The sequence below is a fragment of the Vibrio sp. Vf1514 genome, from assembly GCF_052076135.1.
GTDB lineage: Bacteria > Pseudomonadota > Gammaproteobacteria > Enterobacterales > Vibrionaceae > Vibrio > Vibrio furnissii.
In genome coordinates, this window is the sequence record NZ_CP197268.1 from 1,365,736 (window position 1) to 1,380,359 (window position 14,624).

Consider the following 14,624-nt stretch of genomic DNA (forward strand, 5'->3'; position numbering starts at 1 on the left):
TTGAATTAAAACAAGATAGACGCCGTGTATTCGCTCGGCGTCAGCCCGATACGGCTTTTGAACATGGCGCTGAACGCACTCGGGCTGTCATATCCAATCGCCAGCGCGCTGTCGAGCACGCTGTGGCCGCTGGCTAATAATTCAAGCGCGTGAACCAAGCGTTTCTGACGCAGCCATTCGGTGAACGTCAGCCCCAGCTCTTGCTGAAATTTGCGCGACACGGTGCGTTCACTCTGCCCCAAATACTTCGCCGCGTCAGTCGCCGTCCAAGGGTGAGCAATGCGATCCGAGACGTAATCACACAGCATGATTAACCCATCGGAGCTTGGGTTCGGCAGATAGAAATCGACCGGTTTGAGTCGGCGCAATTCATCCAAAATCAGCTCGAAAATACGCTCTTCCCGCGTTCCAGCAATCCGTTCCTCGGGCAGCGATACGGCTTCAACAATGAGATGTTTCAGTAAAGATGGCACTTCCGACAGCACGCACGTGTTGGGCAGATCGGCTCGTGCCATCGCATCGACAAACAGCGTGCGCACTTTGACATGGCCCGTAATTCGCAGGCTGTGCGAAACGCCAGCTGGAATCCACATGCCTTTATTTGCCGTCACCACCCATGTTCCGGCGGCGGTATCGACCCGAATCACCCCGTTTAACGCATGCAAAAACTGCGCACACTGATGTTCGTGTGCGGCTTCAGTGTCCCCATGCATGTAATCGTGAGCATAGGCCAGCACGGGCGGCCCCAACGTTTCGTCGCAAAATTTCATGGTGTGTTCGCGAAAGCGAGCCTCATTGAACGTGGCAGTAGCATCATCAAAAAATCATACTAACGACACCACCGTGAGATGCAAGCCTTCAGCACCGCGCTTGGTAATAAGCAACCAACTGATCGAGAAACTGGTACAGCGTTTGGTTCATGTCCTCATAGTCATGCTGCATGAGGCGCTGTGGCGATTCCACGAACGGATGATGGCCAGACACGTCAACTGCATCATGTTCAATCAATAGCGCCACCACCTCTTTTGTCAGTTCCATATGGCATTGGAAGCCAAAAACGACATCGCTGTAAGCGACAATCTGCCGTGGGCACCCGGCGCTAAAGGCAAGAACGTGCGCGTCGGGAGTCAACCCGGGCATATCATTGTGCCAATGCCCGACCGGTAACGTGGCACCAAAATGTGCCATCAGCGGATGGTGCAACCCCGCTGGCGTGAGTGTGATCGGAAACTTACCGATCTCGCGTTCCGGGCTCGGTGCGTAGCGCGCTCCCAACGCTTCCCCAATAAGTTGCGCGCCCAAACAGACTCCAATCACCGCTTTTCCGGCACGAATCGCCGACAGAATGCAGGCCTGCTCCGCTTTCGCGTTAAAGTGAGCGCACTGCGCTTGCGTGGTCGCGGGATTTTGCGGCCCGCCCATCACAATCAACAGATCGATCGCGTCAACATTCAATGGCAAAGGCTCGCCTTCGTACACGCGAGAGTAACCGATATGAAAACCACGGCGAGTCGCCCAGATTTCATAAGCGCCTGGCGCTTCAAAATGTTCATGAATAATAAAGTGAATTCGCATGATGTTGCCTTTCTCGTTGAGTAGGCCATTGATGCTATATCAAGCGAAAGTGACGTGTTATATACTATCTGCCATTAAACATCGATAAGTCGCCAATTATGCAAGCCAACCACCTCATTCAATCGTCCCCTCATCAGGTGTTCATCACCAAAACCACTCACATGCGAGCGGGCTACATCGATGATTTTCACACGCACCCATGGCACCAAATCATCTTTCCGCTCAGTGGGTTATTGCAATCCTCGATTGAAAACAGATCGGTCATCGTCCCTCACAACGCCATGTTGTATATCCCCGCCGACACGGTGCACAAATCGGTATCGGTCACCGACACGCAATTTTTGGCGATGTACCTCAACCCCAAAAGCGGGGTGAATTACGGCGTTGAGGCGAAATCGTGTTTGGTGACGCCGTTTCTCAAGGCCTTGATCTTGCTGTTGTTTAATCGCTCGACTCAAGCACTGCCGCCCGAGAATCTCATCCATCTTTTAACGGTGTTACGCGATCAAATCGACACCGCCGGGCAGTATGCGATCCCATTGCTGATCCCCCGCGACAAACGCCTCAAAGCCATTTTCGATCAATTGAAGGCGCAACCCGATATGAAGTTCAGCTTAAACGAATGGGCGAAGCACGTTGGGGCGTCAGAACGCACGCTCTCTCGGCTATGTGCCAAAGAATTTGATCAATCGTTCTCGCTGTGGCGGCAAAATGTGCGACTCGTCATGTCTCTACAATTATTGAGCACCCCGAGAACCATTCAAGATATTGCGCTGGAGCTGGGCTATGCCTCCGATTCCGCATACATCTATGCCTTTAAGAAACTGTTTCATCACACCCCAAGTAAATACCGCCACAGCCTGTTAAACCACGGGCAGGATTTGACGCAGCTTGTTACCGAGGGAAGGATTGATGAAGAGATGGTTGATGAAGAAGTCCTTGATGAGGGCATTTAACGAAAGGATGCGACGAAGCGGTTTGATGCCGGTGTAGCGCCCGTTCGTTCTCCGGGTTTATTGAAAAGCTATTTTTTATTGAAAGGCTATTTTGAGGAAGGCCAAACTTGCCTGATATGCTGAGGTTCAACATATCAGGCAGCAATACGATTATTTTGTTGGCGGCGTGCCTTCAGCATTTGAAACAACCGCATCAATCTGAACCAATGCGCCTGATAGGATCTTTTCAACGCCAATCACGGTTCTGGCTGGAAGTTTGCCATTGAAAAACGTCGTGTATACCTCATCAACCAAATGCAGATCAGCGACATCAGTCAGTTGAATGTTGACCTTCACCAAATCATCCATGTCATGACCAATGCTTTCAACGATGGACTGAATGTGCGTGAGGCACTGCTTGGCCTGCTCGCCCGCATTGCCTGCGACCAGTTTTCCTGTCTGTGCATCCACAGGAAGCTGCGCCGAGATGTGGTTGTAGTGAGAAAAAGCAACAGTTTGCGTTGAAAGCTCACTCATCGGTGCCAACTCGGTATTGTTCGCCCAAATCACAAGCCCGTGTCTGTCTTCCACGGCTTGTGGGGGCGTGCCGTCGCCATGAGAGATAACCGCATCCATTTGAACCAATGCATTCATTGGCAGACCTGCCGCTTGGGTCACGGTACGCGCTGGAACATAAGCCACGCTGCGCGCGATGGCCGAATCAGGGAAGAACGTCATATACACTTCATTCACTTGCTCGATGTCGGCAAGATCGCTCACCTGAATGCCCACTTTAACAATGTCATCAAACGGCACATCAATACTTTCTAAGACGGTCTTGAGGTTACGCAAACACTGAGCCGCTTGCGCCTTGATTCCCCCTTCCACCAACGCGCCTGTAGTCGGATCAATGGGCAGTTGCGCAGAAAGGTTGTTGTAGTGTGAGAAAGCCACTGAATGAGTTGATGTTGCGCTCTGAGCCACGCGATCACTGTTTCTCGCCAGCTTAATCAAAGCGCAAGGGGCTTGGGGCTGAGTCCCTTCACCGTTCGAGATCAAAGCGTCCACTTGAATCAGCGCATCACGGTGAGGGAGTTCGGCCACGGCAGACACGGTTTTCGTTGGGAAGTATGTTGTAAAGAACGCCGCCATCACGTCGTTGACGGCGTCTGCATCGTCAATATTTTTCAGGAATACATTCACTTTCACCACGTCATCCATCACGTGCTCAATGCTCTCTACGATAGATTTGATGTTGTCAAAACATTGCTTCGCTTGCGCTTTGATGTCCCCGATCACCAACTCACCACTTTGAGGATCAATCGGCAGTTGCGCCGAAATATTGTTGTAATGAGAGAAAGCAACGCTTTGTGTAGAGAATGCATTGATTGGCGCTTGGCCTGTATTTCGAGATAGCTTGATGATCTTACCGCTCATGATGATAGGTATCCTTATCGGTTTGTAGGGGATTTTAATCGTGATGATTTAGGGCTTATCTTTCTAAGAGCGCTGATGGTAATTCAAGGCTATATTCATGAGTGTGATGGAATTCAAAATTAAATTTCGCTAGCAACCCGACACGCGGTGGATAATTAGTCAGAGCAAGATTAAATATCCGCATCATCCAGAATAAATCGTATTATATTTATTCAACAAGCGTATTCATTCCCTGAAAATGAATATATAGCATTTAAAATATGCCGTTTATTTTATGTTAGATGTTCAAATATGATGGCTGCTTCACAACATACTCAGTAAACGACCCGCCCGTGACCAAATTGAGTGATTTGATACCCGAATTTCATGAATAGATTTTTATTTGAAATATCAAAGATACAAAAAAGCAACCGTGCGGCGCACTTTTAAACAATTTATCTACATTTACTTTAGCGAATGAGCACCACTCTCCAAGATTCCACGGTTGGTGCAAGATCGTGTTTTAGGATTTGACCCAGTTCCCTTCGGGAAAACCCTTTTATGGAGGAGGTTTCGATGAGTTGCTTTAACTTGTAATTGGACATATGCGAGTTATCGGTTTTTCTAAATTAGCTTTTTACGGATTACTCTAAGTATTGATGCTAATGTTCTTAGCCATTCCATCAAGCTTACCCCATTCAGGTTCTGTGTTTTACCAACTGAATCTCAAACAGGGTAAGGATATAAACCTAAACTTTATTAAGCTGCGAATGTTTTCTTCAGAAATTCACTTACTGAAACAGGATTACGATCTAACAAGCCAGCTAAGTCATTAGATGGTTTATCGAAATACCCAGACTTCACTTGGCTCGCAAATCCCACCAATGCTTGTACTGCAACATCAGGAAACGAAGCATCCGCTAAGCTCTTGATGTAATCATCTGTGTCAGGGGAAGAGAAAGGAATGTCTTTCCCCGTTACCTTACTTAACTCATCAATAATTGCACCAAAACTAACTGATTCGATCCCTCCCAAATCGTATGTTTTGAAATCATGCCCCTCAGAACATAGGACATTGGCTGTTGCTAAAGCCATGTCGCTGCGTGTAGCAAACGAGATTTTACCTTCTCCAACAGGCGCATGATACCCACTCTCTAAAACGTCTTGACCTAAGATTTGAGGGATAGACTCCATGTATGGAGCGTTACGTAAAATGACATAATTTAGCCCCGATTTTTTTAAAGTGTATTCAGTCCATCCATGCAGGTCTTCTGACAAACAATTTTCATCAATAGCGGTGCTTCTTTGAGTGCTCGTGTAGATGACTTGTTTTACATTGGCAGTTTGTGCGGCTTTGATGACATTTTCATGCAGTGTAAAGTCGGCAAATGCTTCCCCACTTGAAATAAAAAGCAATTTGTCGATGCCTTGAAATGCAGATACAAGGGAGTCATAGTCATTGTAACTACCAAATCTGATGTCTATACCTCTACCCGATAAATCATTCGTTTTATCATTGTGGCTTCTAGCAAGACCTGCAATACCATTTGAAGGCACATGTTTATTCAGTTCGTTAATCGTTGCAAAACCGAGTTGACCAGTGACACCTGTTACTAAAATCATTTTACCCTCACTATTTCGTCTTTATATTTATATTCATATTCTTAATTTGGTATTTATTCGGAAATGATGCAGCCAGCATCCCCACAGCTTCTTGCAGAAGGCATGTTATCTAGCTTTTCTTTTTCTAATACTGACTGGATGTAGTGTTTGAACTGCTCTTTTGAGTTAGCTCCTGAAATCTCGTATCGATTATTGATGCGGTAATAAGGAACACTTTTAACCCCCATTCGTTGACCGTTTGAGATGTCATCCGCAACACTGTTTTTGAATTGCTTATTGAGTAAGATACTTTTTACGGGTTGCTCGTCTAACCCTGCATCGACGGCTATGGCTATCAATCGATCGATATCTGCAATATTCCATCCTTTAACAAATGCAGCTTCCATGAGTCGGTCAGAAACTGTGTTCTCAACCCCTTGAGTTTTGGCATAAGCAACCAAACAATGGGCATCAAATGTATTCACCATCTGTACTTTATCCATATGAATAATGAGTCCTGACTGTTTGGCAGACTGCTCTATTTGCTTCGCTCTATCGCGAGCACTATCAAGATTCATCCCATATTTCAGAGCAACTTCGTAAATAGACTCTGGAGCGTCTTGTGTTGGGTTTGTTTGGTAGCTTCTGTGCTCCTTGGTGAAGCTTACGCCTAGCTCATTGAGAGCGTTAGTCATGTTCCATTCTCCAATGAAACACCAAGGACAAAGATAGTCTGACCAGATTTCCACGGTAATTGAGGGTTTCTGGTCTGCCTGATTCGCTTCTTTATAGTTATCTTGGATCGTCATAACTTGCTATCGCCTCATTAATACTTAAAATAAACAGATGTTCATTAATCAACACATGTTGTTTATCTTCAAATTTACGAGACACCTGTAAGAAGTGCAATGGACAGGTTTTTCTCTAATGTTGGTTAAGCAACACTAACCAAGAAAGTGTTGATAAAAAGTTTTTAAGGGTGAGTTGTGGATAGAAGAATTGAGCGAACACAGAAAGCCATTTTCAATGCGTTGTTAGAACTTATGAATGAAAAAGAGTTTGATAAAATATCAATCAACGAAATCGCCCAAAGAGCCAATGTAAATCGTGGGACTATCTATTCCCATTACACAGACAAAAATGACCTGTTAAAAAAATACATCGCTAGCTGTATCGCTCCATTTAAACAAGAATGTTCTGTAGAAAGCCCAGAAGTGCTAATGCTGGGAACATTTGAATACATTGAAGAAAATGTCGATGTCTTTAAAACATTACTCATGAATGGTGGTGCCACATCATTCAAAGAGACGTTACAGGAAATGGTATTTTCAGGTTTAACAAAGGCAAATCGAAATCAACAAACTGAAGATTCAATTCCACAAGAAATAAAGTACCATTTTGTCGCTTCTGCTATGACTGGCACTATTGAATGGTGGGTTAAAAGCCCAACACGTTACAAACCAGCGATTATGGTTGAACATATTTTGCACCTTCTAAACAAGTTGCAATGACCACTAACTGACTCTTTTTCTCATAGTAGATAGATTAGATTAATTTGGGGACAGTTGGCCTGTTACTGGCACATTGTCGACTGTTCGAAACACAGAATGGGGCAAATTCGTGTTACCAATGGCGTCCGTCGTGACTCTGCACGCATGACCAAAAGCATGGAAAAACTCTATACACGTGGCCAGTTTTAGTTCATCACGACAAGATGTCTGGAACATCTTGACCAGAATAGTGGCTCCTAGCTGGCTTCAGGTTTTAGCTTGGGTTTATCTTGGTAGGGTCATCGGGGGCGGTGTGTATCTTGATTCTAAAAGCCGACCAGATTTCAGCGTGGTTTGATAGGTATCTACTGAAGAAAGACAAAGAGTAGACGTGATTGTGAAGCTCTCATATCGGTCTTTAGCATGAGAAAAGCGAGTAACCAAATAAAATGGTTCTCGCTTTTTAATCAATGACCACGTTCGATTCGAGATAAAAAATTATCCAGTAAACTCTTCAGAATCGGGACGATTGGTAAACTGCACACCGTTTAAGAAGTCGCACAGCAGTTGGTCTTCACACTGTTTGTAGTTTTTGTTGTTTGGCTTGCGAAAATACGCACCAATTTCGTATTTACTTAAACTAATACCAACCACTTCTAATACGTCCAACACATCTTCTGCTTTCATGTCTAGCGCAATGCGCAGCTTCATAAGAATCATGTTGTTGGTCAACGTGACTTCTGGCTTAGGTTGCTCGCCGTCTTTTTTTCCTCGCTTGAGGTTAATAAAGCCATTTAAGAATACCGCTAACTCTTGATCCTTCATCTTAACGGAAGATTTGTCGCTTTCATCTTTTAACCAGTTTGCCACTTTATCGTGAGCCACAGTGACTTCTGCCTGCCCGAAAGCTTTCATGATCTGCGCGTTTTTCAGGTTTAACGCGTGTTGGATACGACGTAAAATTTCGTTGTTAGTCACTAGGGATTCCTAAAATGAGTTCTAAGGGTGAATAAAAATCCATCAATGACATGCGTTCTGTGAGTGTCTTTATTCAATAGCGTAGTTGACGGTGACTCTAACAGAGAACACGTTTCTTCGGTAGGTTAAAAAATAGAAATAAGACGGCCTATTCGAACTAGTTGGCTAAGTTGGTAAGACCCCACTTTCATAGACACGATGCTGATTAGAAGAAATCGGTCACACCACCTCACTGTGATTTGTGAGGTAGAAGGTTACTGGCAAGGAAAGGGGCACAACTAACTCAACACAGCTCCCATCGACTCGAAGTAGATAAAACTCAGTGAGCATGTTCAACCCCATCTGCTCAATCAATACATTTGAACCAATGCGCCGGGAAGGGAGAATGAATAGCCGCCCAACGAAATAAGACAACATCACCCATTGACTCAGCAAATGAATCAAGTAAGGTCATGTTTTTGTCTATTTACTATAACGTCATGAATAAATTAGGAATTCCTTTTATAGCGACCGTGAGCTTTACTCTGTTCGGTTGTGCAGTAAAGCCGGTTGAATTACCCCAAGAACCTTATTCTTTGGATCCCACCCACTCTTATGCATTCCATTTATCACACGCCATGGGATTAAGCTCTGCGGTGGATTTGCCCAAAGGCGAAGCCGAAACACTACTGAAAGAGCGAAAAGAGTCCATGATGGAAGCCGGATTGAGTTCGTCGCTGTCGGGTTATCTTGTGTCGTTCACGCTGGCCAAATCTCTTGGTCTGCCACTGACAACGGCTCATGACCTCGCTTCCGATTCAGCCGAGAGCAGCTTTATCATGGGGGCTGGGACTGCAGAGAAAAAAACCATCACAGACTACGAAAACTTTGCCATCTATCTGCCCTATGAGTTCGCTCAAAACCAAGAAGATGCGCGCGCCTACGTATTCAATTACTTTGTTCATGTGATGAAAAACAATGAGATGGCGCTAAAAGAGACGGATTCTGAATTTGAATACGGCACAGGCCATGAGTTCTCACATCCGCTCTGCCAAAAGCTAGACACGCAATGTCGGTACCAAATCAGAATTGAAGAACCAGTCATCGCATACGCACCAGAGGGACTCGGTGGATACAAATCATGGGTTTGGAGCCCTAAATCTCGCAATGCGCCGATTGTACGCACCTATACGGTCGCGACTTGGGGTCAATTAGGGACATTCGATATGATCACCGTGAAGAACAACCAAATGGCCATTCAAGATACTTTCGAGAAGCCGCTGATGAAACACTACCCTGAGTGGCTTGTTAAGTTTGTTCCGGCGACTTATGACAAACCACCATTCGTGATATGGCATGGTCGTGAATATCAATTTGAACGTCCATAGAAAGCTTTATAACAACGCTCGAAAGAATAAACATCGGTTCAAATGAACGTTGATATCATCCCCGCAGCCAGTGAATTGATTGTGGGGATGGAACACTTTCTATAAACACTTTTTGTGAATAGAACACTCGTTCATGGTAAACGAACGATCACGGCTTCACGCTTCGTAATCACGACGGGGTCGCGTACCTTAAATGAAGCGCTCTCCTATCCACTGATAAACCGAAATCAAGCATGCTGGTATCGCAATGATGGATATCATAAATAACGCGCATCCTTTATTGAGTTGGCGTGCACGCGCTTCACTTTCGATTCGGACGATTTCCTCAAACTTGTGGTTAAATAAAGTTTTTCGGCTTTTAACCCGCGCCAATGCGTCCCGAGCCTCACCTTCAAAAGTACACGGAATCTTTTCGGTCACTAATGCTAAATCAGCGGTAAAAGCATGAACGGTGTACTTATAATTACCATCGTTAAATGTGTCTTTCTCATGTTTTAGATTCAAGACAGCGTTTGCACCAACGCTCCCCGCTAAATCCTTGAGGTGGGCTTTGGCTTCGTCTAAATCTTTAAAAAATCGTGTGGCGATCGTCGCTTGATGCACAACATCCCCATACTTAGGCTTACTTGATTTCGTAATAAAAAAGTCCACCAGTTTGAGCTCAAATATTACCTCAGGAATGGATACTTTTTTTGTTGAAAGTCCTTTGGGAGTAGGAATCGGATCGAACTCAACCGTGACGCCTTTAATTAACTTTGATTCGTCGGTTTTATCAACAAGACTCGATACATGTAAGAAATAGCTCTCGCCATCTTCTCCTTTGACAAAACCATATTTTTTAGTTTGGACATATGAAACCAACGTTCCTTTCAAAATGTGCCTCTATATATTCAAATAAATCAACAAACCAAATCACTATATAGAATAATTCTTCTGCATCAATCATTATTGGAATTGATAGTTAAATGAACGCTATTTACCGTACAGGGTGGAGTGGCATCGTAACTAGAATAACCCCCATCTCCACAAATAATTTATCTGATCATTCAAATTAAGATGTGACTCATATATCGTCGCGGTTCGAAAATAATGGATAATATTTAAACAAAATCTGATTCACGATAAAGCGACGAAACACAAACCCACCAACATATTTTCGAATTCAACCTGCCATCAATCTCCTCAAATATGGCCAAGAGGGTTGTCGGCCACGCATACGACCATTAGACTGCACGAGTTAGAACATGTGATTTTGGGTGCGCACTCATCATGAATCATTGATGATGCGATGCCAAAATCAATATGAAATAGGATGGAGATAGAGAATGAACGGCAGTTGGGCGAACTTCTTTCCGTATTTTGCTGGTGCTTTTAAGCTGATTGTCTTAGGCATTGGCGCCTACTTAGCGATCAAATGGCATTTTGATGAAGACAGACGCGTCAAAGAAGCCGCAGGTGTGGTATTTGATGAACCCAGCGCAATGAGAAAGTGGGCGAGCATGCTTGCCATTCCAACCCTACTTACACTGCTGGTGATTGTTGTCGTGTATGCGACGAACTGGTATCTCGACCTTCCCTAACGCGCTGGATTGACCCGTTCCATGTTGCGCTGTTTGGATGCATGGGTGTGCGGTAAGAATACAACTTGAGAACATCGAACCATCCAACCGCCACAAAAAATGGGCCCACATAGGAGCCCATTTAAAATTCAGTACAAATGATTGACTCTGCCAATCGTCACGCAGTGTGACCAAAGCAGCCACCTGTCCTCACGTACGATACAGCACCTTAATCACGTGCCAACCGAATTTCGTTTTCACGAGTTGAGGCGTGAGGATTTCCCCTTTAAAGCAGGCTTTATCGAATTGCGGCACCATTTGTCCTTGGCGGAATTCACCCAAATCACCACCTTTTTTACCTGATGGACACAGTGAATATTTCTTGGCTAGCGTTTGAAACTTGGCGCCTTTTTTGAGCTGCTGCATGATGTCATCAGCTTGTTCTTTATGCTTCACCAGAATATGAAGTGCGGCTGCGGTTCTTGCCATTTTCGACCCTCAAACAACGTCGTTCGGTTAAAAAAGTGGCCTAGTCTAGCGGAACTGAGCCTCGGTTGCACTGGGCATTGTGCGTTACTTTTTTGTATCGGCGTATCTTTTTCTGCTAGCGAGCGCAAAACGATTTGAAACAAAGGGACGATGCTGATGACGTAAAGCCTCACTCATCGGCAAAATTCGGTTGATACCGTTGCTGATACGATATTTTCAGTTAGTATAGTGACCTAGGCGTTTAGATTAAGAATTTCGTTATGGCTAAAACCATCAGTAAGGCAAATCAGTCACAAGGCATGTTGATGTTCACGCTGAACATGCAAAAGCAGTTGTTTGCGATTGGTACTCTCAAAGTTCGAGAAATTGTTCCTTACCTCCCAATGACTCAAATTCCGTATTCACACCACCATGTGGTGGGTACTGTGACGATCCGTGATATGACGGTGCCGGTGATTGATATGGCCGCCGCAATTGGTTTTCGTCCCATTGCCCCGCAGGAATACAAACAGTGCTACCTGATTGTCACCGACTGCCTGCGAACCGTCGTGGCCTTTATGGTGCGCGGGATTGAGAAAATCATTGAGTGTGATTGGCGAGCGATTGAATCGGCCCCGCCAACAACGGGCCACAACGTGTTTGTCACAGGCATCACCCGCTATCAAGAGCAAATTGTTCAGTTGCTGGATGTAGAGTTGCTGCTGTCGAAAATCTATCCGCAGTACGAATCCACCAAAGTGCCGATGCTGACCGACATCGAACGCGAACGTTTGAAAGCGCTGAATATTCTGCTGGTCGACGACTCGTCCATTGCGCGGAAGCAGCTCGCGGATGCGCTCGATCGGATCAACATTCCGTATCAAATCTGTAAAAACGGCTTAGAAGCCGCCGAGCTGATGAAGCAGCGCGCCAATGAGAATCAGGCAATTGATATTTTGGTGAGTGATATTGAAATGCCAGGCTTGGATGGATACGAACTGGCCTTTGAAGTGCAAAACGATCCGAAACTCAGCCACGCGTACTGTATTTTGCACACCTCACTGTCGAGCGAAATCTGTGTCGATCGCGCGCATCAAGTGGGCGCACATGAGGCATTAGAGAAGTTCAACGCCACCGAACTCATCGAAGCGATGCTGCGCGGTGCGAAAAAGCTCGAAGCTCAAAACACATCCCACACCGCTTAACGAACGGCGCCTTGCAAGGTCAGGCTTTGCAAGGCTTCCCGGTCGGACTTTTTCAATTGACTCACCACCAACTGATACGACCGCTGGCACAAATCTTCAATCATGCCCGCTTCCACATCACCATCTAGATCGACGGAAATCCAATGGCGTTTGTTCATGTGATAACCCGGTCGAATGGATGAAAACTGGCTGGTCAACACCTCTCCATCCTGCGGCGTGCATTTCAACGTCACAAACGTCGGCGCGCGATCTTGCGCAATGTACGCAAACATCTTGCCGCGAATTTTATACACCAAAAACTCTGGCCCGAACGGATAACAAGCCTCGGATTGAAGCAGCGTATCCAAATAATCAGTCAGTTGCGTTACGGTCATCATGATCGCGTCCTTATGCCACACGGCATTTACGGGTTGAGTTATTCGAAATTAGATAGCCACAGTTTCAGCAATTGAGTCAGTTGTTCCTGCTCAGCGCCGGATAAACCTTCAACCAATGCCTCTTGAATTTTGACGTGCTCAATCACCAGTTCATTGACCAAATCCAACCCGTCGTCGCTGAGCTGCACTTCGATGCTGCGCCGGTCGGCGATGCTGTGCAAGCGATGCACCAGACCTTTTTGTTCCAGTTTGTCCAAACGGTTGGTCATCGCCCCCGATGTCAGCATCATGGAGCCAAGCAGCTCCGACGGCGTCAATCGATACGGCTCTCCTGAGCGCAGCAAGGTTGCCAACACATCAAACTCACCCATTTTGAGCCCGTAACGTTTATGCACCTCCGCCACGGCGACTTCTAAATGCTTGGAAAGGCGCATCATGCGTCCCATAATACCCATCGGTAACGTATTGAGTTGCGGTCGTTCGGTTTGCCACTGCGCTAACACGCGGTCAATCGCATCCATCAGTGTTGAATCTCCATTAATTCGCTGAAAAAATACTTTAACATAAAGATACTTTACAAAAAGCATTTATTGCTTTAGCTTTGCAATTAGATATCTCAACATAAAGATACTTTACATGAACATTTTACTTGCTATGATTCCTGCCTTCTTTTGGGGGACCACTTACGCGGTCACCAAATACACACTCGCCGATTGGCCGCCGCTGCTACTCGGTACCCTTCGCGCGCTGCCTGCCGGATTATTGCTGCTGGCACTGCGCCCTCGCCTGCCAGAAAAATCAAGCTGGCGCCCACTGCTTACCATTGGTTTGGTCAACATCGCTGCCTTTTTCAGTCTCATTTTCGTGATGGCGTTGACTTTGCCTTCGGCCATTTCTGGGGTGGGAATGGTGTCGGTTCCCGTGTTTGCGATGTTTTACCACTGGCTGGTCAGCCGTCAACGCCCGTCATCGATGCAACTGCTGAGTGGCGCAACCTTAATTGCGCTGGCATGGTTTCTGTTTGACCCGAAATCCTTAAACCTCAATCCGATTGGTTTGATGGCCTTATTTGCCGCTATTTTGTGCATTATTTTCGGCTCTACATTAACCAAATCACTGGGCGGTAAAACCCATTGGTGGAGCGTGTTGAGCTGGCAATTGATCATCGGCGGTGTGGCACTGGCGATCGCAACCTTGGTTCACGCGTATTTCGCCCCCCAAGCCTACCTCAATGCCCTCACGCACTTCAGCCTGCGCAATGGATTCGGCATCGCGTGGATTGTGCTGCTCAACACCGCGCTGGGTTACGGCCTGTATGTGTGGTTATTGCAACGCATGTCGGTGGTCGATTTTACCTTCGCAGGCGTTGCCAACCCGGTGGCGGGCATTGTGTGTGGTAGCGTGCTACTCAATGAAGTGTTCCGCGCCGACCAATACGCACTGATGGCGGGTATGATCGTGATGTCTCTGCTGCCACAAGTGGTTTCACTGCGCCGTCGGCGTCGCAAAGTCACGCTGGCATCGCCATCATAATGAGGATGGGCAAGTGTCATAAAGCGCTTGCCCGCCCCCTTTGCAGCACACAAGAATGCGTGCGATTGGTCACAGAGAGCAACGATAAACCTACAATCGTTCGAATTCCCCTCACTTTC

16 protein-coding genes are annotated in these 14,624 nt (G+C 46.1%); 6 read left to right on the forward strand and 10 right to left on the reverse strand.

Features of this window, described 5'->3' with window-relative positions; genetic code table 11:
- Positions 1-5 precede the first annotated feature (5 nt).
- Both ACS18Q_RS21030 and ACS18Q_RS21035 read right to left on the reverse strand, forming a co-directional pair.
- Positions 6-770, reverse strand: coding sequence for an AraC family transcriptional regulator (locus ACS18Q_RS21030; protein WP_143679579.1), 765 nt, complete (start codon positions 768-770; stop codon positions 6-8).
- A gap of 88 nt (positions 771-858) precedes the next feature.
- Positions 859-1,575, reverse strand: coding sequence for a type 1 glutamine amidotransferase (locus tag ACS18Q_RS21035; RefSeq protein WP_286212534.1), 717 nt, complete (start codon positions 1,573-1,575; stop codon positions 859-861).
- A gap of 98 nt (positions 1,576-1,673) precedes the next feature.
- Here ACS18Q_RS21035 and ACS18Q_RS21040 point away from each other — a divergent pair, with 98 nt between their 5' ends.
- Positions 1,674-2,531 (forward strand): AraC family transcriptional regulator, encoded by an 858-nt coding sequence (locus tag ACS18Q_RS21040; RefSeq protein WP_441257822.1) that lies wholly within the window; start codon positions 1,674-1,676, stop codon positions 2,529-2,531.
- A gap of 150 nt (positions 2,532-2,681) precedes the next feature.
- Here the strand turns inward: ACS18Q_RS21040 and ACS18Q_RS21045 are convergent, their stop codons facing one another.
- The 3 genes from ACS18Q_RS21045 to ACS18Q_RS21055 form a co-directional block, all read right to left on the reverse strand.
- Positions 2,682-3,947 carry a RidA family protein gene (locus tag ACS18Q_RS21045; protein WP_441257823.1) on the reverse strand — a complete coding sequence of 422 codons (1,266 nt, stop codon included), beginning with the start codon at positions 3,945-3,947 and terminating at the stop codon, positions 2,682-2,684.
- Between the two features lie 738 nt (positions 3,948-4,685).
- Positions 4,686-5,549 carry an NAD(P)H-binding protein gene (locus ACS18Q_RS21050; RefSeq protein ID WP_441257824.1) on the reverse strand — a complete coding sequence of 288 codons (864 nt, stop codon included), beginning with the start codon at positions 5,547-5,549 and terminating at the stop codon, positions 4,686-4,688.
- Between the two features lie 53 nt (positions 5,550-5,602).
- Positions 5,603-6,337 (reverse strand): DsbA family oxidoreductase, encoded by a 735-nt coding sequence (locus ACS18Q_RS21055; protein WP_143679589.1) that lies wholly within the window; start codon positions 6,335-6,337, stop codon positions 5,603-5,605.
- A 177-nt stretch (positions 6,338-6,514) separates the two neighbouring features.
- Here ACS18Q_RS21055 and ACS18Q_RS21060 point away from each other — a divergent pair, with 177 nt between their 5' ends.
- Positions 6,515-7,039 (forward strand): TetR/AcrR family transcriptional regulator, encoded by a 525-nt coding sequence (locus tag ACS18Q_RS21060; protein ID WP_143679591.1) that lies wholly within the window; start codon positions 6,515-6,517, stop codon positions 7,037-7,039.
- A 477-nt stretch (positions 7,040-7,516) separates the two neighbouring features.
- Here the strand turns inward: ACS18Q_RS21060 and ACS18Q_RS21065 are convergent, their stop codons facing one another.
- On the reverse strand, positions 7,517-7,996 hold the full coding sequence (locus ACS18Q_RS21065) for a DUF1456 family protein (RefSeq protein ID WP_004727605.1): 480 nt from the start codon (positions 7,994-7,996) through the stop codon (positions 7,517-7,519).
- A gap of 458 nt (positions 7,997-8,454) precedes the next feature.
- Between ACS18Q_RS21065 and ACS18Q_RS21070 the strand changes: the two genes are divergently transcribed.
- Positions 8,455-9,363 carry a hypothetical protein gene (locus ACS18Q_RS21070; RefSeq protein WP_441257825.1) on the forward strand — a complete coding sequence of 303 codons (909 nt, stop codon included), beginning with the start codon at positions 8,455-8,457 and terminating at the stop codon, positions 9,361-9,363.
- 189 nt (positions 9,364-9,552) lie between these two features.
- Here the strand turns inward: ACS18Q_RS21070 and ACS18Q_RS21075 are convergent, their stop codons facing one another.
- Positions 9,553-10,236 carry a cold-shock protein gene (locus tag ACS18Q_RS21075; RefSeq protein WP_081454236.1) on the reverse strand — a complete coding sequence of 228 codons (684 nt, stop codon included), beginning with the start codon at positions 10,234-10,236 and terminating at the stop codon, positions 9,553-9,555.
- 452 nt (positions 10,237-10,688) lie between these two features.
- Here ACS18Q_RS21075 and ACS18Q_RS21080 point away from each other — a divergent pair, with 452 nt between their 5' ends.
- Complete coding sequence (locus ACS18Q_RS21080) at positions 10,689-10,943, forward strand: hypothetical protein (protein WP_004727602.1); 255 nt, start codon at positions 10,689-10,691, stop codon at positions 10,941-10,943.
- A 189-nt stretch (positions 10,944-11,132) separates the two neighbouring features.
- Here ACS18Q_RS21080 and ppiC read toward each other — a convergent pair whose 3' ends face one another.
- Positions 11,133-11,411, reverse strand: coding sequence for a peptidylprolyl isomerase PpiC (gene ppiC / locus ACS18Q_RS21085; RefSeq protein WP_004727601.1), 279 nt, complete (start codon positions 11,409-11,411; stop codon positions 11,133-11,135).
- A gap of 260 nt (positions 11,412-11,671) precedes the next feature.
- On the opposite strand from ppiC, the gene ACS18Q_RS21090 reads away from it, so the two are divergent.
- Positions 11,672-12,595 carry a chemotaxis protein gene (locus ACS18Q_RS21090; RefSeq protein WP_014257707.1) on the forward strand — a complete coding sequence of 308 codons (924 nt, stop codon included), beginning with the start codon at positions 11,672-11,674 and terminating at the stop codon, positions 12,593-12,595.
- Here the strand turns inward: ACS18Q_RS21090 and ACS18Q_RS21095 are convergent.
- Together ACS18Q_RS21095 and ACS18Q_RS21100 are read right to left on the reverse strand one after the other, a co-directional pair.
- On the reverse strand, positions 12,592-12,972 hold the full coding sequence (locus ACS18Q_RS21095) for an MmcQ/YjbR family DNA-binding protein (protein ID WP_014257708.1): 381 nt from the start codon (positions 12,970-12,972) through the stop codon (positions 12,592-12,594). The two genes, ACS18Q_RS21090 and ACS18Q_RS21095, sit on opposite strands and share 4 nt — an antisense overlap.
- A 38-nt stretch (positions 12,973-13,010) precedes the next feature.
- Positions 13,011-13,493, reverse strand: coding sequence for a MarR family winged helix-turn-helix transcriptional regulator (locus ACS18Q_RS21100; protein ID WP_014257709.1), 483 nt, complete (start codon positions 13,491-13,493; stop codon positions 13,011-13,013).
- Between the two features lie 115 nt (positions 13,494-13,608).
- Here ACS18Q_RS21100 and ACS18Q_RS21105 point away from each other — a divergent pair, with 115 nt between their 5' ends.
- The gene (locus tag ACS18Q_RS21105; RefSeq protein WP_441257826.1) at positions 13,609-14,505 is read left to right on the forward strand and encodes a DMT family transporter; all 897 of its coding nucleotides are present in this window, start codon (positions 13,609-13,611) and stop codon (positions 14,503-14,505) included.
- Positions 14,506-14,624 lie beyond the last annotated feature (119 nt).

Bases quoted from the DNA above. Each gene is read 5' to 3' on its own strand.
- ACS18Q_RS21105 (WP_441257826.1), top strand. From the start codon at position 13,609: ATGAACATTTTACTTGCTATGATTCCTGCCTTCTTTTGGGGGACCACT.
- ACS18Q_RS21035 (WP_286212534.1), bottom strand. From the start codon at position 1,575: ATGCGAATTCACTTTATTATTCATGAACATTTTGAAGCGCCAGGCGCT.
- ACS18Q_RS21095 (WP_014257708.1), bottom strand. From the start codon at position 12,972: ATGATGACCGTAACGCAACTGACTGATTATTTGGATACGCTGCTTCAA.
- ACS18Q_RS21050 (WP_441257824.1), bottom strand. From the start codon at position 5,549: ATGATTTTAGTAACAGGTGTCACTGGTCAACTCGGTTTTGCAACGATT.
- ACS18Q_RS21090 (WP_014257707.1), top strand. From the start codon at position 11,672: ATGGCTAAAACCATCAGTAAGGCAAATCAGTCACAAGGCATGTTGATG.
- ACS18Q_RS21100 (WP_014257709.1), bottom strand. From the start codon at position 13,493: ATGGATGCGATTGACCGCGTGTTAGCGCAGTGGCAAACCGAACGACCG.
- ACS18Q_RS21030 (WP_143679579.1), bottom strand. From the start codon at position 770: ATGAAATTTTGCGACGAAACGTTGGGGCCGCCCGTGCTGGCCTATGCT.
- ACS18Q_RS21045 (WP_441257823.1), bottom strand. From the start codon at position 3,947: ATGAGCGGTAAGATCATCAAGCTATCTCGAAATACAGGCCAAGCGCCA.
- ACS18Q_RS21080 (WP_004727602.1), top strand. From the start codon at position 10,689: ATGAACGGCAGTTGGGCGAACTTCTTTCCGTATTTTGCTGGTGCTTTT.
- ACS18Q_RS21055 (WP_143679589.1), bottom strand. From the start codon at position 6,337: ATGACGATCCAAGATAACTATAAAGAAGCGAATCAGGCAGACCAGAAA.
- ppiC (WP_004727601.1), bottom strand. From the start codon at position 11,411: ATGGCAAGAACCGCAGCCGCACTTCATATTCTGGTGAAGCATAAAGAA.
- ACS18Q_RS21040 (WP_441257822.1), top strand. From the start codon at position 1,674: ATGCAAGCCAACCACCTCATTCAATCGTCCCCTCATCAGGTGTTCATC.